The following is a 20,608-nucleotide window of genomic DNA, read 5'->3' as shown; positions in this document are numbered from 1 at the left end:
GCTCAGAGCTCGGGCGCCTCGTAGAGGGCGCCACCCTCGGTCGGATCCGGCCCGAATGACTGGCCCGCAGCGGGGTTCTTCTTGTCGAAGTCGCGCAGGTACTGCGTCAGCGGATCGTCGTCTAGGGCGTGGTCCACCCATTCCTTGACGTCGTCGGCCGTGACGCCGGGGATGCGGGACCACAGGAACTGCCTCGGGATCCCGAGCATCTGCGCGGCCTTGCCGAGCGCGTCCACCGCTTGCGCGAGGGAGCGAACCTCCACGTCCTGCCAGGTCACCCGCGCGTACACGTCCTGCGCCGCCTCGATGTCGCCGTCGAGCTTGGCGGCCAGCCGCAGGGCCTGGCTGTGCGCCGCCCCCAGGGAGACCTTGCGCTCGTACGCCTTCTGCGTCAGCGACGCCCGAGCGGCTGCGAGAGCCTCCGCGCTGAGATTGACCAGCTTCCCGGTCAGCAGGTGGCTGGGAAGCTGCGCCACCGCGGCGAGCGATTCCCGGTCCGCGTCCGCGGCGTCGATGAACCCCTTCAGTCCGGTCTCGTCGAGGGTGCCGAACTTCGTGTCGGGATCCTCGGCAATGAGGATGTCGCCCATCCGCAGCTTCAGCTTCTTGAGGTTCGCTTCCTCCTCGGACTCGGCGAAATTCGCCATGCCCGAGGCGGTCCAGACCTTCCAGGAGTTGTGGTGCTGCACCGACAGCCGGTCGTACTCGGTCTTGTCGATCCGGGAGGCCACCGGGATGAACGGCTCCACCTCGCCCGGGGTGTTGCCTTCCAGGTCGAGCATGTTGGTGAACCGGACGACCGGGCAGACGCCGGCACCGTGCTCCTGGAGCCCGAGGTAGGTCCACTTGTCGTCGGAGGTGCGCAGCATCCGGTGCACGAACTGGTGGTCGAGCACCTTCACGAGGATGGCTCCGCCGCGCTGCGGTTCGACCTTCATGGCGAGCTCGGGCCACTCGTCGGCGCCCGGGTCCTCGTACACCGCGAGCATCCGCTTCGGCGAGACGCCCCGCATGACAGCCCGCTGCACATTTCCCGGGGCAATGCCGGGCAACACCGTCTCGTAGGAGTAGCCGTAGCCGACCGCGCCGCGGTGGATGGCGAGCTGGCGCACCTCCATACCGTTGGCGTTCCATGTCGCCCACGGGCCGGGGATGTTGCCCTTGGCCTCCGGGGACTTGTAGCCGTCCACGTACAGCGTCTGCGCGATCGTGGTGACCACGAGTCCCAGCCACGGCGTCTTCGACAACGCGAGCAAGTTCTTGAGTTCCTTCGTCGCGCCGTTGGGGACGCGGGAGTCGGCCTGGTCGCCCTTCATCCACAGGTCGATCACCCGCAGCCGCTCGCGCTCGGCCTCGAACGCCGGCCACATCACGTCCCTGACGTATTCGAGCAGCTTCGCGTCCGCCAGCCCCTGCGGGGGCTGTTCGCCTACCGGCTCCGGCTGAGCCGCGGCCGCGAACGGTGCTACGGAACCGAGAGTCGCAGTCACGTCACCAAACCCTCCCGGATCGTTTCTTCTCCTGCGGCACAGCCGCCTTCAGCAACCGCCACACCATCCGGACGCCGATCACACACACGCAGCCGTCGATCTTGTCCGGGGAGTTCGGCGACTCCTTCTTGACCGTCACGCCCCACCGGTTGTCGGTGCGGCGAGCGTTGGTGACGTGCCGGGCCGTCCGTGAATCCCCGTCGTGGGTGAAGGTTCCCTCGACGATCTCGGCCTCGGTGAGCTCGGAAGCCATCGTGAAGTCGTAGACGTGGGTACGCATGTCCCAGGCGATCGGCTCCGGAGTCTTCCCCCCCGGTACTGCCCAGAGGGTGAGCTTGTCCCGGTACCGCCCGGGCCAGGTCACCTTGGTGAAGCCTTCCCACTCCTTCACGTCGGCGAAGAATGCCTGGACGTCGTAGCGGTCGAAGGCTCGTTCCACCGCGGCGTCGATCGCGGCCACGGGCACCTGGTCTGTGGAGTCGTGGGAGTTGTCCGGCTCCCACACCCCGAGGGTGAATACGTGCCCGTCGGACACCCGCACTCCGAGCAAGGCGGTGGCGTCTCGGGACTTCGAGCCGTCGAAGAACAGCCCGATCGGCTCCTGATCGGCGACGACGACCGTCGGGTCCGCCATCTTCGACCAGTTCTGCGGGTCGCACCAGGCGTCCTCAGGAGCGGTCGGCCAGTTCAGGTACTTCCGCTTCGAGTCGTCCGGGCGGGACTTCTTGTCCCAGATGCGGACCATGATCGGCCGCACATCCGCCCACCAGCAGTCCCCGTACACGTGCTCGAGAGCCTCCCGCAGGGAATCCTCGTCACCCATATCCGTCGTCGGCGGGGCGATCCGGGCGTCGTAGAGGATCTTCGAGGTGTTGCGGGAGCGACTCTCCTCCTGCTCCACCCACGAATCCCACGACGACTGCGCCACCGAGCCCGTATCCGGCTTCCAGGCGTTGCAGGTCTCCAACATCCGATTGCCGCTCTTGGTCAGGTTGTCCAGCAGGGTCGCGGCAAGGGTCGGGCCACCATTGGCCGGCAGCCACCACTCCGTCTCGTCCGCGGTGACGTGCGTAGCCTCCGCGCCTTCCACCGCCGACGACGAGGAGGTCAGGACCTCCAGCGCGCCCTCGGGGAGCTTGTTGTAGCGGGTGCGCCCGAATTCCAAGCCGTGATCGGCCAGCACACGGGAGCCCTTCGGCGCGAACGCCCGCACCATCCGCATCGTGTTCGCCGTCTGGGATTCGGCCGTCGCCGCGATCTGCACCAGCGGCATCGCCACCGCCTTGCCGCAGCATCCGCCCGGCACCTTCGGGTCGAAGTCGTAGAGCCGCACCGGAGCGCAGAGCTCGATCAGCGACAGCACCGCGGCGAACGGCGACTTACCCGACCCCTTCGCCAGCCGCCGCACGCCGTGGTGGTAGACCCACGACCCGTCCTCCTCCAGCGCGTACCAGTGCAGGAGGAAACGGACTTGGCTGTCCACGAACGCGAACCGCTCACCGGCGTGAGGGCCGTTGGGCTGCCGCAGGTACTTCGAGGCCCACTTGATCGCCTCCCACCCGAGCGTCAGCCGGGGCACCTGCTCGGGCAGCGTGACCAGACGGTCAGCCGGAGAAACGGTTGACGTACTCATTCATCTGCACCACGGCCGCGTCCTCGTCGGCATCCACCACCGGGCGCCGCATCTCGATCCCCAGCCGCCGCTTCTCCGCCGGCGACACCAGCAGCGCCTGCAGCGCGGCCTGGACCTGCGCCCATGCCATGGCCCCTGGCACCTTCTCGGCCGTCAGCAGCCCGTTGAGGTAGTGCAGCTCGAGCCGGACCCGCTGCCAGTCGGCCGGCGAGTAGAACTGCCCCTCCACCGAGCAGGCCAACGTCTCGTACAGGTCCGACACCAAGCTGTGCGCGTCGAACCCGAGCTCAGGAGCGTCCACCGCGCCGTACACCAGCTCCGCCTCGGCCTCACCCTGCGACTTCGGCTTGTTCCGGCGGCGCCGCCGGGAGGCCGGCTTCGGGACGGGACCGGGCACGGCGATCACCTCCTCGGTGGCGGGGGCGGGCTTGCTATCCCGTACGGACCCCTAGGCGCATTGGGCTCCGACGGCTTTGGCGGCCGGCGGGTCGGGGCATCCCCCCACGGGGTTGGATGTGCGCCTGGATGGGGCGTGGGCTGACGGGTGGACGGACGGCGGGTTCGGGTGACCCTGGGTGAGACGGAGGGCTGTGCGGGGCGGCTCGGCCATCTTGTCGTGACAATCCGCAGGTCAGCGTATGATTCGGGTATGGAATGCACCGAATGCGGGGGGTTGATCAGGTGGTCGGGGCGTGGCCGGGCGCCCGTGGTGTGCGGGCAGCGGTGCCGCAAGCGCCGTTCGCGTCGTCTCGTCGTGATTCCCGAAGTCGTGAAGGTCTCGCAGCGTTGGACGGCTCGTGACGGGAAGCGGCCTGTGCGACCCGATGGCAGTCCTGCCTCCTCCACCGACCCGTCCACGTGGTGCGGGTACGTCAGGGTGGAGGCGCTGCCTCACGGGGTGATGCTCGGCGACGGGCTGGCCTGCTGGGACCTCGACGGGGTGATCGGGGAGGACGGTCGGCTGCACCCCGATGCCGTCGCGGTGCTGGCCGAGGTGGGTGACGCCGCGTTGTGGGTCGAGGTGTCACTGTCCGGTCGCGGGCTGCACGTGTTCGTCCGCGGGGACGAGGGGCCGGCGCGTGTGGGTGAGCGGGTGTCGTACTACTCGCGGGCCAGGTTCATCGCCGTGACGGGACTCAGGTTCGCCGGAGTCCGGGATGTGGCGAGGTCGGCAGCTTGAGCCGGTCTCGCTTGGCCTGCTGTGCTGCGTGTCCCTCGTCGGAGGACTTCTTGGCGTGGCACGGAGCGCAGGCGGCTTGCATGTTGGCGTCGTCGTCGGTGCCGCCGAGGTGGACCGGCTTGGCGTGGTCCATGGTCGTGGCCTTACCGATGCAGCGGCCCGGGAGTTGGAGCCGGCAGCGGTAGCGGTCTCGGCGGAGGATGCGCAGGCGCTGGGACTTGTGGGCTGCCGTGCTGGTGCGGGCCCGGGATGCCGTACCCCAGGGCATCGGTCAGGCGGGCATGGGGGTGATGGCGTAGCCGTCCGCTCGCTCGGCGATCCAGTCGCCCAGCTCGGCGGTGCGGTACTCGTTGCGGGGGCCGTCGTGAAGGACGGCGGCCGGGGGCTCACCGGGCTCGACCCGCGCGAGCATCATCTGGCCGCGCGACCATTCCCAGAGCTCGACGTTGAACTCGGGCTGCCCCGTCCACTGGATTGCTCGCTGGTCGGCCATCGTGCTCCTCGATTGTGGGGTGGTGCCCTTCGGCGCCCGCGCACCTCGTCGTGCGCGGGCGCGAGGAGATCAGGCGGTCGGTTCCTGCGGCTCGGCCGCCCAGTGCACGTGGTCCTCGTGCTCACCCGCGACGGGCTCGGCCGGGGCCGGGTCGGCGGGGCCGGGCTCCTCGGCCGGGGGCGGGGTCGCGTCGTCCACGATCCCGTCGAGCCCCTCCGCGGCCTTCGCGGCCCGCTGCAGCGCGGCCTGGTCCTCGTGGTCGAGCTTGCCGGCGTCGGCCAGCCGGGTCCGCAGGGCCTCGAGCTCGCCGAGGATCTCGCCCCTGGCCTTGTCGAGCCGGTCGCTGACCTGGTTCAGGGTGTTCGCTACTTCGCCCATGAGAGCCTCCATTCGGGGTAGTGCCTTGATGGCGTTCCAGAGTTCGGTGATCCGCGACATTGAGGTCACCTCACATCTCGGGGGGTCGGTCGCCAGTCGCAGTCGCGCGGGGCGACCCCGACACCGGCGGCCGGGCGGCCACGGTGTAGCGGCCCGGGGATGGGGCAGCCCTCGTCGCAGAGGTGGAGCCACGGGGCTTGCTGGGGGGTCACTTCTTGCGCCTCGACCGCTTGTAGCTGGTCTCCAGGAGGAGGTTGTGGCGGCGGGTGCCGCCGAGCACGACCGCATCGTCCAAGTCGCGCTGCTTGAGCGTCTTCTGATCCGCCTCGTCGTGGATGTGAGCGCCCGGGGCGGCGGCCATATCGCGAACGGCGGCGTCGAACTCGGCGCGGCTCACACGGCTGCCCAGAGCCTCGCGGAGGTCGCTGAACCGCACGTACGCCTCCGGCTCGGACTTGAGCCGGTCATAGGCTTCTTCGATCCGCTCGGTCACAGATCCAGGGGAATCGGGCTTGCTGGCTGCCGCCCCGCCGGAAGCTCCTCGTCCACCCATGCCGTGCTCCTTGCCTTTCGGGTCTGCCACCACGTGGGGTACCCGCGTACCCGGGGAAGGTCGAGGTCGTCGCACTCGGCGGGCAGCCGCCCGTAGACGAGCAACAGGCTCGGGGTGCAGCGGGTCAGCAACTCGGCCACCCCGGCGCGGAACAGGGTCTTGGCTTCCGGGTCGCGCAGGCCGACGGTCCCGACCGCCAGCGTCGCCCCGGCGGGCAGGCCGTCGAAGGCGAAGTCGAAGGTCTCCGGCCCGGCCCACGACACCGTGGGGATGACCTTGAGGCCGCAGTGCTGCCACCACGCCCCCACCCAGCGAGAGCGGTACACCTGCCACACCTGAGCGGCCAAGGGCATGTTCCGCCAGAGGCTGAAGTCGGGGGTGAGCGCGGCACCCACCTCCGCTACCCGGGTGGTGGCGGCCTCCGGGGAGGTCCAGGTGCGCTCGAAGCGGTAGTCGTCGAGGAAGAAGTGCAGGGCGCCCGTGCCCGCGGCCATCACCCGAGCGGAGGGGTCGTGCCAGGCGGCCAGGGACTCGGGCTCGAACCCGCACGGCTGCAAGGTCGGGATGCCCCAACGGGAGTCCGTCGGCCAGACGAAGCGGAGGTTCAGGGAGTCCATGCGGCCGGGCTTGGACTGCCAGCGGTGGGAGGACTTGGTGCCGAGGAGCTTGGTGACGCACTCGGGCTCGGTGGTGGTCATGTCAGGCGGGCGCGCCGACCGGGCCGCCGCCGAAGCCATCATTGCCGAACGAGATCCCGCCACCACCACCCCCGCCGCCAGCGCCCACCACAACGGAGTCGACGAACAGGGTCGCCGGGCGGTACCAGGTCGGCAGCGCGGATGCCGCGACGATCGCCGACGGGTACAGCGCGTCGTCGCCTTCGCCGTCCTGGCCGCCGATGAAGACGCGCTCGGCCGGGAGAGGCGCGAGGCGGTCGGCGAGCGAGCGCAGGACCGCGGCGAGCCGGGAGCGGATCACAGCGCCCCGAGGATCTCGATGACGGCCTTGATGACGATGAGGGCCACCTTGCCGACGGTCAGCACGGTGTCGAGGTCGACGGAACCCATGGGGCACTCCTAATCGGACATAGCGGGCGACGGTTGGGGTGCCACCAGCGGAAACGCGGAAGAATGATCTTGTTAGACGGTGGCGAGGCGGGCGGTCAGCGCCTCCACCTCGGCGGGGTTCTCGCCGCGCCACTCGGCCCAGCTCGCGTCGCTCAGCTTCCACCGCAGCCACTCGGCCACATCCGGCTTCGGCGTGAACGGCTCGGCGTCGGAGGCGCACCGGCCGCACACCTGCACCACCTCATCGTCGACCTCGGCGTACAGCAGGTGGACGGAGCAGAGGTACAGGCCGCAGCCGTGCTCCCCGCCGTACGGCTCGCTGCCGCAGACGTAGGCCAGGCCCCGGTGGATCTCCTCGGTGCAGTCCGGGTGGTCGCACTGGGCCGGGACGCCGTATCCGATGTCCCGCTTCCAGTTCGTGTCGTAGCCGATCGACCAACCCATGGAAGCTGCTCCTCAGTAGTGGATGCCGAAGCGGGAGACGATGCGCCGAGCCACCCACAGCAGGAAACGGTCCCAGCGGTCAGCCAGGACGCTCACAGCGCCTCCAGCTCCGCTCGGGCTCGCGCCAGCACGTAGTCCTGCCCGTACTCGCGCACGTCCTCGATCTGCGGGTCGTAGTGGCCCTCCGGTGCGCCGACCATCACGGCGAAGAGGTCCATCACCTGCTTCACGTCCTGGACGAACCAGTTGCCCGCGGTGAAGTCGGCGTTCAGGTCGGCGGGGGTGCTCACGGCTTCTCCGCCTCGCCCCGGTCGGCCGGGATTACCTCCACGTCGTCGCAGAGGATGCCGAGCACCACCGTGCTCACCGTGGTGCGCTTCGGGTCGCCGAGCTCGACGGTCACGCCGATGTCGGCCGAGAGTTCCCAGGGGACTTCCTCGCCATCCACCGTCACGATCCCGGCCCGGCGGTCCACGACCACCTTGCCTGCGAACTTCCGGCTCACGGCTTCTCCTGGCTGTAGGGGTCGGACATCGGGGTCAACTGCACTCCAGGGCTCGCCGAACCCCGCAGCAGCCACGGGGTGCCGTTGGAGCCGGTGTAGCGCCAGCAGCCCGGGCCGACCTTCTCCAGGCCCGCCCGCGCCAGGACGGCTCTCGCTGCCGGGTGAGACGCAGGCAGCGGGACCGGAGGGGAGAGGCGGTTGGACAGGGCAAGGAGACGGCGGGCGGTGAAGCGCAACCCGACGGCGAGGAGGTGCATCACAGCGCCCTGGGTTTCTCGGCCAGCCAGCGCCGCAACCCAACCCAGGCGTGAAGCGGAGTGGCGCAGCAGGAGATGCCTCGCCCACGGCTCTCGCAACCCCAGCGGCGGCCACGGGGGCGCTGCCGGTCGTACTCGAAGGTGTAACGGCCCACCTCGAAACGGCGGCCGGGAGTGGCAGTCAGGTCGGTCATGCATCCTCCTCGGCCACATCGACGGTCAGCGTCAGCCAGCCCTCCACCTCGGTCTCGGCGAAGGAGGCAACGCAGCCGTGCTTCATCGCGATCAGGTCCGCCTGCGGCCGGTTCACCGTCTCGATCGGCCTGGACAGCGGCCAGGCGTCCATGGCCTTGCGCATCCGCAGGGCCATGTCCAGTTCGCCCATGGCGAACCCGGCGCAGTAGGCGCGGTCCTCGTGCGGACCACCCTCGCTGGTCACCGTGACGAACGGCATCTTGAAGACGTAGCCGGACTCGTCGTCGCTCACGCCCGCTCCTCCGTGCGCGCCGACCGCTGGACATCCAGCTCCTCGGCAGCGATCTCCGGGCCGTACTCGGTGGTGTAGACGTTCACGCTCACGCCGGTGCGCTGACGGACCTTGGCGTAGCGCAGGGACCGGTAGTAGTCGGCACCCTTCTCGCTCTCGCCGGGGCCATACTCGGCCTCGAACCGCTCCATCATCTCGACGGAGGCGGCACGGTCGGCCTCGGCCTTCGCCAGCGCGGCGGCGGCCGTGGGCTCCTCATTGAAGGTGTAGACGCTGCCGTCGTCCAGCAGGATCTCCCACACCCGCTGCACCTCGGTCTGCACGTGCGGCTGCTGGGCGCTCACGCGGACACCAGCAACGCTCGCAGGGTCCGATCGAGATGCCGAGCGTCCTCCAATGCGTTGTGCAGCCCCGACTCCTGCTGCGGCACCACGAACCCCTCCGGGGCGCTCTCCAGCGCCTGCTGGAGGTCGTGGGTGAACATCGGCAGGCCCTCGGGCAGGTCGATCATCCGGCCGAACAGCTGGCATAGGGCGATGTGGTCGTAGGCGCCGTAGTCCGCCCACAGCTCCGGCGGACCCTCGGCGAGGAGGAACTCGCGGACCTCGGCGGCGATCCGGTCCCGCTTCTTCACCGCCCGGTTGTGGTAGTCGAACAGCCACGAGCGGGGCATGTGGTTGTTCCAGTCGCCTGCGGGCTTGGGCAGGCCGGGCACGACGTTCTCCATCAGCCACGGCTGCTTGCGGATGCGGCGGACGGGCACGTCCCGGTTGACGGCGTAGTACTCCCGACCCGACTCGGAGACGATGCCGATCGAGATCAGCGCGATCGTCTTCCCGTCCTCGAGGAACTCGGTGTCGTAGCTGTACCGGGTCACGCCGGCCCCCAGGGGATCTCCAGCCAGCCGACCGGGGCATGGAACTCCAGGCTCCGGGGAGCGGGATGGAGCCACGAACGGATCCAGGCTTCGAGCATCAGACTCCGATCAGAGATGGCTGCGTCGCCAGCCACGGGGTCGTCGGGCGCATCCGCTCGTCATGCCAGGCCCGCGCATGGCAGCGCTGGCACTCGTCGAGCGTGTAGTGGCGGAAGTCCCAACCCCACGCGACACAGCGGCCCAGATGACTGATGCCCTCCATGTGGGTGCACGGGCCGCTGTAGACGTCGAAGGTGGCCGTGGGGCCGAAGCCCTTCCACCAGGTGACGTGGCCGTGCTCGCGGTTGTCTACGTGCGGGTCGGCCATGACGCCTCCTCGGGCGATCGAAGTTGCCGGTCGGACTCCCGCCGCCACTCCTGCTCCTCACGCTGCCGCTGGTGATGGTTGGAGCGGCGGTCGTTGCAGCAGTGGCAGAACAGGCCATCCCATGCCGCCTTGCCGAGCATCCGGGCCACGACGCCTCCTCGGGTTCAAGGTTGCGGGCCCAGCCCTGAACCGGCAGGGATGGAATTCAGGGGAAGGCGCGGGAGCCAACGGTAAGGAAATTCCGAAGACTTGAGGGGCCGGAGTCGGCCGAGCGCGGACACAACTGTGCCATTGCGCTCGATCTTCCCGGAAGATCAACCCGCTGTCCAGTCGCCACGCCTCACGCCGTCTTCCGGTTCCGGGCCTGCACATCGACCACGTCCTGCACCAGAAACGCGGGCGCCCCAGGCTCGCCGCGGTCGGCCAGCAGACCCTTCGACTTCCAGCCGTACAGCGTGGCCGCCGGGATGCCCCAGAACCGCTCGATCAGCTTCGCCGGGAGCACCGCGTCCATGCCATACTCCGCCGCCTCCGTAGGGATCGCGGTCGGGGCCACCCAGAGCTGGCCGCGCTTGCGGGCCAACTCGTCCAGCTCGTCGCAACGGGTGGGGTTCTCGGCGCGGAGAGCGGACCGGTAGGCGCGGGCGATGTCCCGAGCCCAATCCAGGTTGCTGCGCTTGATGGTCATCTGCTGGTGCCCCCTGGCTTGCAGAAGCCCATCGGTTCTCGAAGCCACTGCGGCCACTCCGCCGGGCAGTTGAGGCAGCAGCGCACCATCCCCTCCCCAGCGGGCGCCCAGTCGTGGCACACGAAGACATCCACATGCCCCAGCTGCAGAGCCCCGCAGTCGTCGCCGGGGTCGTCGATCACCAGCTCCCCGTCAGCGGATTCGAAGTGGGTGGTGATGTAGGTGCAGGGTCCGCCGTCTATATGCCACGTGTCCGCGTGGCCGCACGTACACCAGGAGTAGATGACGGTGCGGGGATCGCTCATGCCGCCACCCGCTCTCGCCACACGCCGCTCTCCAGGTGCGGCCACCTGCGGTCGATCACCCGATACCAGCAGCTCGCCGGAGCGGGCGGCTGCCTGTTCTTCGAGTTGATGGCGGCGTTCTGGGTGCGGTGCCGGGAGACCACTCGGTACTCGAACGGGCCGTAGTGCCGCCTCGGCGGGTCCTCGGGCAACTCCCACTCCCACACCTCCCACGGAAGCTCGCCCGCGATCAGCGCTTGGATGAACTCGTGGAAGTCCGTCATGACAGTCACGGCGCATCGTCTCCTTGAGCCGCCATGAACTCGGCCTGCGTCTGCTCCGCCAGCCGAGCGCCCGCGATCAGCGCGGCGGCCATGAGGCGGGCGTGCTCGGGCGGCAGGAACACGTCGTCGCCCTGGCGCACCATCGACGGGATCTCCTTCGACGGGTTCGTGATGCTCACCGGTTGCAGCAGCCCGCCCGCGGCGAAGAAGGCCGGGTGGACGCGCTGCGGGAGAGCGACCACCGAATGCCAGCGGGTCTCGGCCACAACCGCGTCCGCCGCGATCAAGTCCGGCTCCTCCGGCGGCCATGCCTTCTTGCCTCGCTGCGCCCGGCTGATCAGCCCGGCGATGAAGCGGCGCATCTCGTGCGGGTCCTGCATCATGCGACTGCCCGCACTTCCCGGCGCTCGTAGTCGAGCACGTTCGACAGCAGCGCGAAGTGCGCCGAGTCCCAGCAGATTCGGCACCCCTGGCACATCACCCGCTCCTGATCCTTTGACACTGCCAGCGCCTTCCGCCCGCAGTGCGGGCACGGGTCGGGCAGCAGCGTCGTCACCTCGGTCAGTCCCAGCATCGCCTGCGCCCGACCGTGGAACCGGGCCAGCCGCAGCACAGCGTCCACCCCATCCAGCACGAGGTCTCCCGGGTCGTCCCCGCCGTCGGGGTGAGGCTGCCACACCGTCACCCGCTGCGGCGGGAGGTCCACGAGGGTGCCCAGGTTCGCGCACAACATCGAGTGCGCGTTCCTCAGCTCCTCGCCCCCCGTGGCGCGGATGGCCCAGCGGGTCACCTCGGCGTCGATCTCCCGCAGCAGGGCATCCACGCCCAGCGGGATCGGGATCGGCAACTCCGACGACCCAGACACCTTCGGCCCGGACACGGTGGCCTTGATCTCGTGCCACGCGGCTTCGAGCGACCCCATGTCGCTGTCGAGTTCGCGGATGGCGTCGAACGCCGACTCCTCACACGCCCGACACAACGAGTCCGGGCGCTCCACCCCACACGCCAACCACTCGTTCGCGGGGGTGCGGGTGCGGGACTTGCATCGCTTCCCCTGGCGGCACCGGTGGAGGAGGTCGCTCATAGGTTCGAGTCTAGGGAAATCCGCGACGGATCTCGAGCCGCCGCGCAGGGGTGCTCAGCAGCGCAAACGCGGCTACTCGGGCGACCACTCCCGCCATGTGCCGTGCGATGGCCGGGTGGGGCAGCGCAGGGCGATCCAGCGTGGCAGCCGGACGCTGGTTGGCCGCTCCCATGAGTCGACGGTCAGCTCCACCTGGTAGATCTCCGAGAGCGGATACCCGATCGGCGTCACCCAGCGTGCGACCTCGACATCACAGACCTTCACCACGTGCGCGACGTTGCTCCAGCCCGGCCCCTGGCGCTCGCTGATCAACTCGAACCAGACATGGAGAGGGCTGTCGCACCGCCACCACGGCCCCTCGGGGAGGCGCTGGGCCGGGCCACGGTCGCGCATCTCCGGGTCGATGAGCGTGCCGGGACCGCCGACCAGGATCGGCTCGTCTTCCTCGGGGAGGTCCGGTCCGTCGCCGCGGCGCTGGCCCTCCTCGATCTGCCACGACACCAACCGGTCGATCTCGTCGAGGACGGGCTGCTCCGGGTTCGCCATGGCTACAGCGACCTGCCACAGCGGAGGCAGCGGCGCTCGACCCAGCCCCGCTCCACCAGCTGATCCATCGAAGCCGACCGCTCCAGACGGGGGATCGCGGTCAACGGCCCCGGCCTGTGCCTGCCGATGATGCACAGCGGATGCCACCACTCCACCCGCTCCGGGGGTCCGTCCAGGAACCCCAGGGCAGCACCCAGGCCATCGCCACGGTTGCTCATGCGCTCGTCCTCTCCGCTCGGCCAGCCTCGGTGATCCACCGGTCCAGCATGTCCTCGACATGATCGGGCCACTCGTACTGCTCGCGCTCCAGCCACTTCCCGCACTCGCAGTACTCGGTGTCGTCCTCGAGGTAGATGCCGTCGTGCTTCGCCAGCTCCTCGGCCACGGCAGCGCGGTCGACGGGCTGGACGTAGCCCGCGCCGATCAGCTCGCCCGCGATCTCCTCCGGGGTGGATGCCTGCTCCTCGGTCAGGAGGGCTGCCGCCTTCGAGCGGTACTCCCAGGCGCTCACGGATGGCCCTCGAATGGATCGCGCCAGGCGAGCATCTTCGGCAGCAACTCCGACTCGGGCGTCGCCTGCCCACCGACCACGCGGAAGCTCATGCGCCGCCCGTCGGCGTAGTCCACCGTCACCGCCATGCCCTCGGTCAGGTTCCGCAGTGGCGGACGGCAGTCCACCCATTCGCCGTACTGCTTCCAGTCGTCGGCCGGATTCCACACCCGCCACACCTCGGCCGGGATGGCCTTCTCGATCGCGTTCATCGCTTCTCCTCGGTCCGGCTTGCCAGTTCGGCTTGCGAGCTAGCAAGCGGGTGATCCCCGACGGTCACGAGGGCTCCTCCTGATCCTCGGGGCTCCACGCGGGCCTGCTATAGGCACTGGTCCCCATCCGCTCTCAATGCTCCTCGGGGATGGCGTCCTCGCTGCCGTACATGCGGCAACCCAGCCACTGCGTCGTCATGTACGTGTGGGAGGCGCAGCCTCGGCAGATGAAGTACACCCTGCCCTTGCGAGGATCGGGCTGACGCACAACGACTCGGCCTTCCCGGTCGAGAAGCTGACCCTCGAACACCATCGAGACCGCCTCCCAGTTGTGCTCGCAGTCGCGCGGCGCGGCGAACGTGCTCGGCATCCCATGCCCGCTCACGGCTGCCCTCCCGCGCGGGCCGCCGCCCACATCTGATCCGAGAGGCGCCGCCACGCATCCCGCTTCGCCTCATCGGACGGCAGCGACTCCACGCGGGTGAGCCAGTCGGCACCCGACTCCTCGGCGCGGATAGCCCAGAACAGCTCCTCGTCGGTGCGATCCTCGGGGCGGTCGAAGACCCCCAGTTCGGTGGCACGGGCGATCAAGCGCTGCCGCCGGGCCTCGGTACGATCATTCATGGCTGAACTCCACTTTCTACGGGGTGGATTCGGTCCGTGGCCGGGCGGTCTCCACACCTCCCGGCCACCCCCGAATCTTACCATCTACCAGCGGGTTTCCCGCGCCGACTCATGACTCGGGCGGTCTGTTCCCCGTCATTAGGGCCACGAGATCCCGGACGGTCATCAGGACGATCTGCGCCCCCGGATCGGAGGCGCCCCTTCGCTTCGCCACCACTACGCCAGCCACTGCATCGTCGTTTCGGCGCTCGGTGTCGGCCTCGTTCAGCCACGGCCCCACCTGCACCCGGCCCCCGTGGTCCTTCGCCTCGACCACGACCCGGCCGCCATGGATGGTGCGCACCCCGGACAGGTCGCCGCGGTCCTTCGACCCCGACAGGCGGCGTCTCTCGATGCGGTCGTCCACGTGGGTGGCGAGGTAGGTGGCGATGGAGGTTTCGTGGCGGGTGCCTGCCGCCTTGGCGCTGGCGCGGGAGCGCTTCCGGGTGGTCATTCGGTACCCGCCGGTTCCAACTCGAGCCACACGACCTGGAGGCGTAGACGAGTGCCCAACCACGCCAGCCAGTGCAGCGGGTTCCGCCGGTCGAACCGGCGGTAGACCGGGCGCCGGAGCTGGCGGGCGTACAGGCGTCCGTCATCGGCCTCGCCGATGAGGAATCGGGACTCGCTGTAGACGTACTCGGCCTGATTGCGCCAGTCGCGGTTCTTCATGAGTGGCCCTCTCCTTCGGTGGTCGGCTCATCCCGGTCGTCGTCGATCACAGTGAGGAAGCCGTCGTAGTCGGCCGGATCGAACGGCACACCGCGGCGAGCGGCGTCGGCTTCCTGCCTCGCCCGCAACGTCCGGGCGGGCAGCTCGTCCAAGTCGAACGGCTCGGTGGCGGCGAGGAGGGTGCGCAGTTCCCAGCCGTCGGTGATGCGCTGCTCGGTGTCCTCGTCGTAGTCGTTCGGGGTGGCGATCCACCGTTCGGCGAGGGCGCGGATCAGGGCGAGCCGGTCGGGGGTTTCGCTGGCGCGGATGCGGTCGATCGCTCCCGCCTCCACACACCCCCGCCCGTCCCCGGTGGCGGCTCCACGCCCGCTGGCCACCCCCCGATCGCTCTCCGTGGACACCAGGGGGCCGGAATCGGCATCCCCGATCGAGCGCGGAACCTGAGTCACCGGTCGCCCCTCTCCTGCGACCACAGCCGCAGCCGCGCCGTCCACGGGATGTGGCCGAGGCACCAGTAGCGGATGCGGTTCGGCCACCCGGTCTCGAACGTCCACCAGTCGGGGTTCTGCGCGCCGCACTTGGCGCACGGGTACGTCTTCGCCTCGGTCACGACTGCACCTCCTCGGGTGCGTACCGGGCCAGCTCCCACATCCGGCGCGGCCCGGTCAGCTCGTAGGTCCAGTGGCTGCCATCGGAGGCGACGTGCTCCTGGAAGGCCTCCGGCGCGGGCGGGAAGCCGTACGCCTCGGTCGCCCACTCCGGCTCCATCGACAGGTACTCGCTCGGCTTCCTCGTGAACCGCGTGAACGTCGCCCGCTCCCCCGTCCGCCACTGCACCCACCCCTCCACCCGCACCCGGCAGGCAGCGCAGGAGTGGACCGAGACCGGGCCGGCGTGGACGTAGCCCACCGGGTCGTGGGGGCAAGGGTCGTCGGCTCGCTCGAGCTGATCCTCCAGCTCGGCGACGCGGGCGCGGAGCACGCCCTTCGTCGTCAGCTCGTCGGCGCGCATCGACTGCGTCACGCCGTGGCGGGCCCGCTCCTCGTTCAGCAGCCGCCGGAACAGCGCCTCCTGAGCCTCCAGCCGGACGACACGGTCCCCGGCATCGAGCAGCGCACGGGCGAGGTTCTGGTGGACGTCATCGAAGGCGCTGCTGGTGGTCATCTCCAGCAGCGTGGCGTCGGTGAATGGGCCGCTCATCGGGTCTCGCTCTCGTCTCGGGTTCGGGTCACGCAGGGAATCCGCCGGGGCAGGCGGTTGATCGGGTTCCGGCAGGGCTCACCGGGGGCGGAGGAGCAGGTCGGGCAGGGGCGGTGGATGCAGTCCGCGTACACGGCGGAGATCGGCGGGGGCTTCAAAACCGCGGCCCGTCGTAGGTCGCGGTGAGCGTGACCATGTACGCCGGCCCGCCCACCGCCTCCAACTCCCCGCGCTCCTCGAGCTCGGCGCACACCGTCACCGGGTCGACGACCTCGCCGCGGGCGTGGATGTCCATCACCGCCCGGAAGATGGCGCCGTGCCCGCCGATGCGGAAGTCGGTCTCCGACAGCGCTCGGTAGATGGCGTTGGCGATTCCGGTGGGGCTGCACAGCATCCAGCCCAGCTGGGCCTGTTCGGTCGCGATGTCCACGACGCTGGGGGTGGGCTCGGTCATGACTCGTCCTCCGTCGGTTCGTCGGGCTCCTCGTCCACCGAGCGCCCGAACTCGATCTCGCCCATCGGCCGCGGCGGCGATTGCTCGATCGCCTCCCGCTCGGCCATGCGCTTCTTGAACTCCGCGATCTGGTCCTCGGTCAGGTTCACGTTCGGGGAGCGGCCCAACGCCACCCGCCGAGCCCACCGGTGCGCCACCGGCGGGGCGAACCCCATGTCCTGGAGCACGTGATTCGCACGCTCCATCAGCTGGCGCCGGTCCTCGGGCAGGGACTTCAACTGCTCGAAGTACGCCGCCCTCGCGTGCCGCACCACCGACGCCGGCAAGGGGCGGAACCCGTCCTCGCACACCCGGTACGCCCGAGCCACCCCGGCCAGCAGATCCTCACGACCCAGCCCGGACTCGGAAAACACCTCGGCCCACGCCAGCACCGTGGACTCACCACCCGCCGGGAACCACGGGTCGTTCGCGGCGCACTTCGCCAGGACCATGCCTGCGGTCTGCCTGTCCTCGTCGGTGATCATTCGAGTTCCCCCTGCCCGCGGCTCGGGGTGCCGTAGCTCAGGTACCGGGCGACCTTCTCGTCGGCGCGGGACATGCCGCCGTTGACCACGGCCAGCTGCGGGCGGTACTCGGCGTTGGCCTGGAGGCGGAGCTGGTCGTACTTCGCCCGGAACTTGGGCATCGACAGGATGTTGGTCTTCCAGAAGTGGTGGTCCTGGGACCAGTCGATGAGCCGCATCGCCTTGTCGAAGTCGCGGCCGTCGCGGTCGAGGAGCAACCGGGCCTCGATGCGCCAGCGCTTGGTGACGGCGGCCTTCGAACCGTTGGCGCGGATGCGGTCGCAGAGGTGGGCGCAGAGCGCTTCGGCATCCGGGCGCTCCGGCTGATCGGCCTTCGTCGCGGTTTCCGACGAAGAAGATCTTTCAACGTAACCAATTTCAGAACAGTTACTTACACCCTCACCCTCACCTTCACCGCAGTGATCGGGATGGCATTCCGATGCCATCGTTTCGGAGGGGGTGGAGGGGGTGGGTTCGGGATGGGACCCCGATGGGATCGGGATGGCATTCGAATGGGATTCCACGGGGGTGGAAGGGGTGGGATCGGAATGGGATTCGGATGGCATCTCATCGGGATCGGGATCCGGTTCCCCGGCCAGCTCATCGGCCAGTTCCGTAGCCTCCGGGCGCTGCAACTTGTACAGCTCGATCGCCAGCGCCTTGCGGATCTGCGGTGAGGCCGCGGCGCGGATGCACTTCATCGCGTTGAGCCAGATGTACTTGTGCTTGAGCAGCCCGTCGTCACGCAGGTGCGAGCGCAGCAGCACCTCGAAGGTGTCGCGGTCGACGACGATGAACCCGGCCTTCGCGAGCTCGGTGAGGTCACGCCAGATGTCCGCCTCGGTCATCTCGTCGCAGCCGCCCGCCCACTTCGCCACCTGCAACGGCAGGACGCCGGCGTTGTTGACGTCGCGGTCCGAGGTCAGCTGCGCCCACATCGCCTGCGCGGTGCGGGACAGGGCGCGGAACGGCTTGCTGTTCCAGAGACCGCAGGGGATGCGGCCGTGGTCTCGTGCTCCAGCGGGCATCAGTGGGCCTCCTGGTCTTCTCGGGCGATCCGCTCGGCCGCATCGGCGGCCGTCGCGGTCAGCAACGTGCGCACGTACTCCGGATTCATCCGCATCCCGGAGCCGAGGGTGTGGAGCTGGAGCTTGCAGACGTAATCGCCGCAGAACTCGGCCTCGCCGCGGATGTAGTCGCACATGCACTCGGCCAACTGGGTGCCGTAGTCCTCGCGCCACTCCTTCGCGAGGCACTCCCACCTCCAGTCCACAACCTCCGGCGTGTACACGCGATCGTCGTCGTCCGTGACGGTGTCGCTGCTCCAGTTGGCGACGATCCGGGAGGCGTGCTCCTGGGATCGCTTGATGCTCTTCCAGCAGCAGCCGCAGAAGTACTTCCACTTCTGCGAGACGGTGGCCGTGGTGAGCGCGAGGACCATCAGCTCTTCGAGGTCCTCGACCTCCAGCCCGGCCTCCATGAACTGCCAGATCGAGTTCTCCCAGCCGACCGGCAGCGCCGAGGCGGCGCCGGCGTCGGGCCGGAACTTGGCCCAGTGGTCGAACAGTCCGGCGGCGATGTCGTAGCGCTCGGCCCGCTCCACGGCGCGACCCTGCGCGACGATCGCCATCGCCTTGGCCCACTCGACCGCCTTCGCGTTCACGTCCGCGACGAGCGGCGCATCCGGCACGGTTGAGGTCTTGCCGCCGTTGCAGTCCGCGCAGGCGGTGACCAGGTTGGTCGGGTCGTCGCTGCCGCCGAGGGCGACGGGGACGACGTGGTCGACGGTGAGCTTCACGTCCGGCGCGGCGCCGCCGCAGTACCGGCAGGTGTGGTTGTCGCGCCGCAGTACCTCGTACCGGACCCGCTTGCTGACGCTCATCTCTGCTCCTCGTTCGGTCCGGAGGTCTCAACGCTGGGAGTGGAACCGGTGCTCACGACTGCACCTCCGTCAGCTCGACCACCACGTACCGGCAGTGCCGCGCGTACTTCGGGAAGCTGCACGCCAACGCCTGCCGATACCAGGCGCACGCCTTCTCGGCCTCGTCACGGGAGTCGAAGATCGTCTGCGGAAGCAGCGACTTCGTGTCCGGCTGCAAGCACTTCGGGCCGCGGCGGATCACTACCGCGAACTCCCCCGCATCGGATGGCGGGCGGTCGGTCCAGCCGTGCCCCGGCGGGCAGTGGCGGGTGTTCTCGTGCCGGTTGTGCGGGCCTTCCTTCTCGCACCGCACCAGGCCCTCCTGGCAGGCGTGACCGCCGGGGACGGTGGTGGTCGCTTGGCATCTGGTGCTCATTCCTGCACCCCCTCGTCGGGCGGGGTCCACAGCACCCACACCGGCTCGTCCTCGGCCATGTCCAGCAGCAGGTCGCTGTCGATCTCGTGGCTGTCAGGCCCGGAGAAGTAGCCTCGGCCGGACGACTGGTACACGCAGTGGCCCACGCGGACTATCGAGTCCACCGACAGGGCATCCAGCTCGGCGTAGGTGGTGACACGGCGGGGCAGCAGACCGGCAGCAGCGAGCGCATCGACCACGGGTGCGGCGTCACGCCGGTAGCACTCCCGGGAAGACTCGTCCAGGTGCTCCCATACTCCGCGGTCGTGGCCGACCATCGCCGGGGCGATGACGTCGAGGTAGGCGGCGCGGATCTCGTCGGAGGTCACAGCGGCACCACCTTCGGGAACTCGTCCCACGTGCGGCCGTCCAGCTCCCGTCCCGCCTGCTTCTTCCCGACGCGGGCCATCAACGGCAGGAATCCGTTCCGCCCGCCCGTCTCGAAGGCGTGCTCGCGGGGGTTGCCAGCCGGGCGGCCGGTGTCCCTGCGCCAGAACCCGTTCGGCATCCACTCGCCCCATTGCTTGAACAGGTAGGCGACCCCGAGCTGCTCGCACTGATCGCGGAGGGAGCGCGCCCAGTCCGGGTGCATCGGCCGAGCGCCCCGCCCGCTCTCCCCGCCGACGATCACCCAGTCCAGCGGGGTGTCGTGCAGGTCGATCGGGCCCAGCAGCGGCTCAGCGGACAGGAACCGCACTGCGGCGGGGGTCTCCATGAGTGCGGGGATTCGGATGTCCGCCCACTTCTGGTCTTCGGCGCTGACGCCCAGCCAGAGGTTCCGCAGCGGCCAGCCCGCCTCGAAGTAGACCTGCTGCTCCGCGTCGTCGGGCATCCCCGGCACGCGGTCCGGGTTCGCCTTCGACACAGCCCACGCCATCGCCGAGCGGAGGTGTTCGCCGTCAAGGTGGCCCCCCGTGCAGTGGCACCTGTTCGTGACGATGGACCGCATCCGAGCGTGCCGCTTCGTCAGGATCTGGTAGGTGTGCTGCGGGGTGAGCGCGATGACAGCGAGCACCTTGGCGATGTAGTCGATCGACACCTCGTCATGGAACAGGTCGGACATGCTGTTCACGAACACCCGGCGCGGCTTCCGCCAGCGCAACGGCTGAGCCAGCCTCTCCGGCCGCAGCGTCACCCCGAACCCATTCGGGAACTGCGGGGTGCCAGCGAACCGGTTGGCGATGCCCTCGGCGTAGCAGTGGTCGCAGCCGGGCGAGACCTTGTCACAGCCCGTGACCGGATTCCAGGTGCGGTCGGTCCATTCGATCTTGGTCATCGCGCCTCACCTCGAACGAGGGGCGCGGATGGAAGGTACGACAGGTACAGGTCACACAGCGCAGC

40 protein-coding genes are annotated in these 20,608 nt (G+C 69.4%); 1 reads left to right on the top strand and 39 read right to left on the bottom strand.

Annotated features, from left to right (window positions below; all coding sequences use genetic code 11):
- Positions 1-2 precede the first annotated feature (2 nt).
- The 3 genes from ACFUJ1_RS32130 to ACFUJ1_RS32120 are packed head-to-tail and all read right to left on the bottom strand — an operon-like array spanning position 3 to position 3,529.
- Positions 3-1,490 carry a phage portal protein gene (locus tag ACFUJ1_RS32130; RefSeq protein ID WP_378651078.1) on the bottom strand — a complete coding sequence of 496 codons (1,488 nt, stop codon included), beginning with the start codon at positions 1,488-1,490 and terminating at the stop codon, positions 3-5.
- Position 1,491: 1 nt separating this feature from the next.
- Positions 1,492-3,123, bottom strand: coding sequence for a terminase (locus ACFUJ1_RS32125; RefSeq protein WP_378651077.1), 1,632 nt, complete (start codon positions 3,121-3,123; stop codon positions 1,492-1,494).
- Positions 3,095-3,529, bottom strand: coding sequence for a hypothetical protein (locus ACFUJ1_RS32120; protein WP_378651076.1), 435 nt, complete (start codon positions 3,527-3,529; stop codon positions 3,095-3,097). The genes ACFUJ1_RS32125 and ACFUJ1_RS32120 overlap by 29 nt, the downstream gene beginning before the upstream one ends.
- A 471-nt stretch (positions 3,530-4,000) precedes the next feature.
- Between ACFUJ1_RS32120 and ACFUJ1_RS32115 the strand changes: the two genes are divergently transcribed.
- Positions 4,001-4,303, top strand: coding sequence for a hypothetical protein (locus ACFUJ1_RS32115; RefSeq protein WP_378651075.1), 303 nt, complete (start codon positions 4,001-4,003; stop codon positions 4,301-4,303).
- Here the strand turns inward: ACFUJ1_RS32115 and ACFUJ1_RS32110 are convergent.
- The 36 genes from ACFUJ1_RS32110 to ACFUJ1_RS31935 form a co-directional block, all read right to left on the bottom strand.
- Positions 4,260-4,571 (bottom strand): HNH endonuclease, encoded by a 312-nt coding sequence (locus ACFUJ1_RS32110; protein ID WP_378651074.1) that lies wholly within the window; start codon positions 4,569-4,571, stop codon positions 4,260-4,262. The genes ACFUJ1_RS32115 and ACFUJ1_RS32110 overlap by 44 nt on opposite strands.
- Positions 4,572-4,574: 3 nt before the next feature.
- On the bottom strand, positions 4,575-4,796 hold the full coding sequence (locus ACFUJ1_RS32105) for a hypothetical protein (protein ID WP_378651073.1): 222 nt from the start codon (positions 4,794-4,796) through the stop codon (positions 4,575-4,577).
- Positions 4,797-4,865: 69 nt separating this feature from the next.
- Positions 4,866-5,234 carry a hypothetical protein gene (locus tag ACFUJ1_RS32100; RefSeq protein WP_378651072.1) on the bottom strand — a complete coding sequence of 123 codons (369 nt, stop codon included), beginning with the start codon at positions 5,232-5,234 and terminating at the stop codon, positions 4,866-4,868.
- Between the two features lie 148 nt (positions 5,235-5,382).
- Complete coding sequence (locus ACFUJ1_RS32095; protein ID WP_378651071.1) at positions 5,383-5,667, bottom strand: hypothetical protein; 285 nt, start codon at positions 5,665-5,667, stop codon at positions 5,383-5,385.
- Positions 5,664-6,425 (bottom strand): DUF4417 domain-containing protein, encoded by a 762-nt coding sequence (locus ACFUJ1_RS32090; RefSeq protein ID WP_378651070.1) that lies wholly within the window; start codon positions 6,423-6,425, stop codon positions 5,664-5,666. Before ACFUJ1_RS32090 ends, ACFUJ1_RS32095 begins: the two co-directional genes overlap by 4 nt.
- 1 nt (position 6,426) lies before the next feature.
- Positions 6,427-6,705 carry a hypothetical protein gene (locus tag ACFUJ1_RS32085; protein WP_378651069.1) on the bottom strand — a complete coding sequence of 93 codons (279 nt, stop codon included), beginning with the start codon at positions 6,703-6,705 and terminating at the stop codon, positions 6,427-6,429.
- A 161-nt stretch (positions 6,706-6,866) separates the two neighbouring features.
- Positions 6,867-7,238: a hypothetical protein gene (locus tag ACFUJ1_RS32080; protein WP_378651068.1), complete on the bottom strand. Its 372-nt coding sequence runs from the start codon at positions 7,236-7,238 to the stop codon at positions 6,867-6,869.
- 92 nt (positions 7,239-7,330) lie between these two features.
- Positions 7,331-7,528 (bottom strand): hypothetical protein, encoded by a 198-nt coding sequence (locus ACFUJ1_RS32075; protein ID WP_378651067.1) that lies wholly within the window; start codon positions 7,526-7,528, stop codon positions 7,331-7,333.
- Positions 7,525-7,743, bottom strand: coding sequence for a hypothetical protein (locus ACFUJ1_RS32070; protein ID WP_378651066.1), 219 nt, complete (start codon positions 7,741-7,743; stop codon positions 7,525-7,527). The genes ACFUJ1_RS32075 and ACFUJ1_RS32070 overlap by 4 nt, the downstream gene beginning before the upstream one ends.
- On the bottom strand, positions 7,740-8,000 hold the full coding sequence (locus tag ACFUJ1_RS32065) for a hypothetical protein (protein ID WP_378651065.1): 261 nt from the start codon (positions 7,998-8,000) through the stop codon (positions 7,740-7,742). Before ACFUJ1_RS32065 ends, ACFUJ1_RS32070 begins: the two co-directional genes overlap by 4 nt.
- Positions 8,001-8,190: 190 nt before the next feature.
- The gene (locus ACFUJ1_RS32060) at positions 8,191-8,487 is read right to left on the bottom strand and encodes a hypothetical protein (RefSeq protein ID WP_378651064.1); all 297 of its coding nucleotides are present in this window, start codon (positions 8,485-8,487) and stop codon (positions 8,191-8,193) included.
- Positions 8,484-8,831 carry a hypothetical protein gene (locus ACFUJ1_RS32055; RefSeq protein WP_378651063.1) on the bottom strand — a complete coding sequence of 116 codons (348 nt, stop codon included), beginning with the start codon at positions 8,829-8,831 and terminating at the stop codon, positions 8,484-8,486. The genes ACFUJ1_RS32060 and ACFUJ1_RS32055 overlap by 4 nt, the downstream gene beginning before the upstream one ends.
- Entirely contained in the window at positions 8,828-9,364 is a 537-nt protein-coding gene (locus tag ACFUJ1_RS32050) for a 3'-5' exoribonuclease domain-containing protein (RefSeq protein WP_378651062.1), read from the bottom strand. The genes ACFUJ1_RS32055 and ACFUJ1_RS32050 overlap by 4 nt, the downstream gene beginning before the upstream one ends.
- Before the next feature lie 97 nt (positions 9,365-9,461).
- Positions 9,462-9,731 (bottom strand): hypothetical protein, encoded by a 270-nt coding sequence (locus ACFUJ1_RS32045; protein ID WP_378651061.1) that lies wholly within the window; start codon positions 9,729-9,731, stop codon positions 9,462-9,464.
- A complete protein-coding gene (locus tag ACFUJ1_RS32040) occupies positions 9,713-9,880 on the bottom strand; it encodes a hypothetical protein (protein ID WP_378651060.1) in 168 nt (55 codons plus the stop codon). The genes ACFUJ1_RS32045 and ACFUJ1_RS32040 overlap by 19 nt, the downstream gene beginning before the upstream one ends.
- Positions 9,881-10,071: 191 nt before the next feature.
- Positions 10,072-10,419, bottom strand: coding sequence for a hypothetical protein (locus tag ACFUJ1_RS32035; RefSeq protein ID WP_378651059.1), 348 nt, complete (start codon positions 10,417-10,419; stop codon positions 10,072-10,074).
- 301 nt (positions 10,420-10,720) lie between these two features.
- Positions 10,721-10,996: a hypothetical protein gene (locus tag ACFUJ1_RS32030; RefSeq protein ID WP_378651058.1), complete on the bottom strand. Its 276-nt coding sequence runs from the start codon at positions 10,994-10,996 to the stop codon at positions 10,721-10,723.
- A complete protein-coding gene (locus tag ACFUJ1_RS32025; RefSeq protein ID WP_378651057.1) occupies positions 10,993-11,370 on the bottom strand; it encodes a hypothetical protein in 378 nt (125 codons plus the stop codon). Before ACFUJ1_RS32025 ends, ACFUJ1_RS32030 begins: the two co-directional genes overlap by 4 nt.
- Positions 11,367-12,071 (bottom strand): hypothetical protein, encoded by a 705-nt coding sequence (locus tag ACFUJ1_RS32020; protein ID WP_378651056.1) that lies wholly within the window; start codon positions 12,069-12,071, stop codon positions 11,367-11,369. The genes ACFUJ1_RS32025 and ACFUJ1_RS32020 overlap by 4 nt, the downstream gene beginning before the upstream one ends.
- Positions 12,072-12,143: 72 nt before the next feature.
- A complete protein-coding gene (locus ACFUJ1_RS32015) occupies positions 12,144-12,617 on the bottom strand; it encodes a hypothetical protein (RefSeq protein WP_378651055.1) in 474 nt (157 codons plus the stop codon).
- A gap of 214 nt (positions 12,618-12,831) precedes the next feature.
- Positions 12,832-13,128: a hypothetical protein gene (locus ACFUJ1_RS32010; RefSeq protein ID WP_378651054.1), complete on the bottom strand. Its 297-nt coding sequence runs from the start codon at positions 13,126-13,128 to the stop codon at positions 12,832-12,834.
- Complete coding sequence (locus ACFUJ1_RS32005; protein WP_378651053.1) at positions 13,125-13,379, bottom strand: hypothetical protein; 255 nt, start codon at positions 13,377-13,379, stop codon at positions 13,125-13,127. Before ACFUJ1_RS32005 ends, ACFUJ1_RS32010 begins: the two co-directional genes overlap by 4 nt.
- Before the next feature lie 133 nt (positions 13,380-13,512).
- Positions 13,513-13,749, bottom strand: a complete 237-nt coding sequence (locus tag ACFUJ1_RS32000) for a hypothetical protein (protein WP_378651052.1) — start codon at positions 13,747-13,749, stop codon at positions 13,513-13,515.
- A gap of 11 nt (positions 13,750-13,760) precedes the next feature.
- Complete coding sequence (locus tag ACFUJ1_RS31995) at positions 13,761-14,003, bottom strand: hypothetical protein (RefSeq protein WP_378651051.1); 243 nt, start codon at positions 14,001-14,003, stop codon at positions 13,761-13,763.
- Positions 14,004-14,112: 109 nt separating this feature from the next.
- Positions 14,113-14,496 (bottom strand): hypothetical protein, encoded by a 384-nt coding sequence (locus tag ACFUJ1_RS31990; RefSeq protein WP_378651050.1) that lies wholly within the window; start codon positions 14,494-14,496, stop codon positions 14,113-14,115.
- The gene (locus ACFUJ1_RS31985; RefSeq protein WP_378651049.1) at positions 14,493-14,714 is read right to left on the bottom strand and encodes a hypothetical protein; all 222 of its coding nucleotides are present in this window, start codon (positions 14,712-14,714) and stop codon (positions 14,493-14,495) included. Before ACFUJ1_RS31985 ends, ACFUJ1_RS31990 begins: the two co-directional genes overlap by 4 nt.
- Entirely contained in the window at positions 14,711-15,163 is a 453-nt protein-coding gene (locus ACFUJ1_RS31980) for a hypothetical protein (protein WP_378651048.1), read from the bottom strand. The genes ACFUJ1_RS31985 and ACFUJ1_RS31980 overlap by 4 nt, the downstream gene beginning before the upstream one ends.
- Positions 15,160-15,324 carry a hypothetical protein gene (locus ACFUJ1_RS31975; protein ID WP_378651047.1) on the bottom strand — a complete coding sequence of 55 codons (165 nt, stop codon included), beginning with the start codon at positions 15,322-15,324 and terminating at the stop codon, positions 15,160-15,162. The genes ACFUJ1_RS31980 and ACFUJ1_RS31975 overlap by 4 nt, the downstream gene beginning before the upstream one ends.
- The gene (locus ACFUJ1_RS31970; protein ID WP_378651046.1) at positions 15,321-15,914 is read right to left on the bottom strand and encodes a hypothetical protein; all 594 of its coding nucleotides are present in this window, start codon (positions 15,912-15,914) and stop codon (positions 15,321-15,323) included. Before ACFUJ1_RS31970 ends, ACFUJ1_RS31975 begins: the two co-directional genes overlap by 4 nt.
- Positions 15,915-16,068: 154 nt before the next feature.
- Entirely contained in the window at positions 16,069-16,368 is a 300-nt protein-coding gene (locus ACFUJ1_RS31965) for a DnaB-like helicase N-terminal domain-containing protein (protein WP_378651045.1), read from the bottom strand.
- On the bottom strand, positions 16,365-16,892 hold the full coding sequence (locus tag ACFUJ1_RS31960; protein ID WP_378651044.1) for a hypothetical protein: 528 nt from the start codon (positions 16,890-16,892) through the stop codon (positions 16,365-16,367). Before ACFUJ1_RS31960 ends, ACFUJ1_RS31965 begins: the two co-directional genes overlap by 4 nt.
- Positions 16,889-17,959: a hypothetical protein gene (locus ACFUJ1_RS31955; protein ID WP_378651043.1), complete on the bottom strand. Its 1,071-nt coding sequence runs from the start codon at positions 17,957-17,959 to the stop codon at positions 16,889-16,891. The genes ACFUJ1_RS31960 and ACFUJ1_RS31955 overlap by 4 nt, the downstream gene beginning before the upstream one ends.
- Complete coding sequence (locus ACFUJ1_RS31950) at positions 17,959-18,813, bottom strand: HNH endonuclease (protein WP_378651042.1); 855 nt, start codon at positions 18,811-18,813, stop codon at positions 17,959-17,961. The genes ACFUJ1_RS31955 and ACFUJ1_RS31950 overlap by 1 nt, the downstream gene beginning before the upstream one ends.
- Before the next feature lie 52 nt (positions 18,814-18,865).
- Positions 18,866-19,228: a hypothetical protein gene (locus tag ACFUJ1_RS31945; protein ID WP_378651041.1), complete on the bottom strand. Its 363-nt coding sequence runs from the start codon at positions 19,226-19,228 to the stop codon at positions 18,866-18,868.
- On the bottom strand, positions 19,225-19,596 hold the full coding sequence (locus ACFUJ1_RS31940) for a hypothetical protein (RefSeq protein WP_378651040.1): 372 nt from the start codon (positions 19,594-19,596) through the stop codon (positions 19,225-19,227). The genes ACFUJ1_RS31945 and ACFUJ1_RS31940 overlap by 4 nt, the downstream gene beginning before the upstream one ends.
- Positions 19,593-20,543 (bottom strand): phage Gp37/Gp68 family protein, encoded by a 951-nt coding sequence (locus ACFUJ1_RS31935; protein WP_378651039.1) that lies wholly within the window; start codon positions 20,541-20,543, stop codon positions 19,593-19,595. The genes ACFUJ1_RS31940 and ACFUJ1_RS31935 overlap by 4 nt, the downstream gene beginning before the upstream one ends.
- Between the last annotated feature and the right edge of the window lie 65 nt (positions 20,544-20,608).

Source organism: Nocardia sp. NPDC057227 (assembly GCF_042669725.1).
Lineage (GTDB): Bacteria > Actinomycetota > Actinomycetes > Mycobacteriales > Mycobacteriaceae > Nocardia > Nocardia asteroides_A.
Note: the sequence above shows the minus strand (reverse complement) of the source record. Positions and strands in the feature narration are given on the sequence as shown.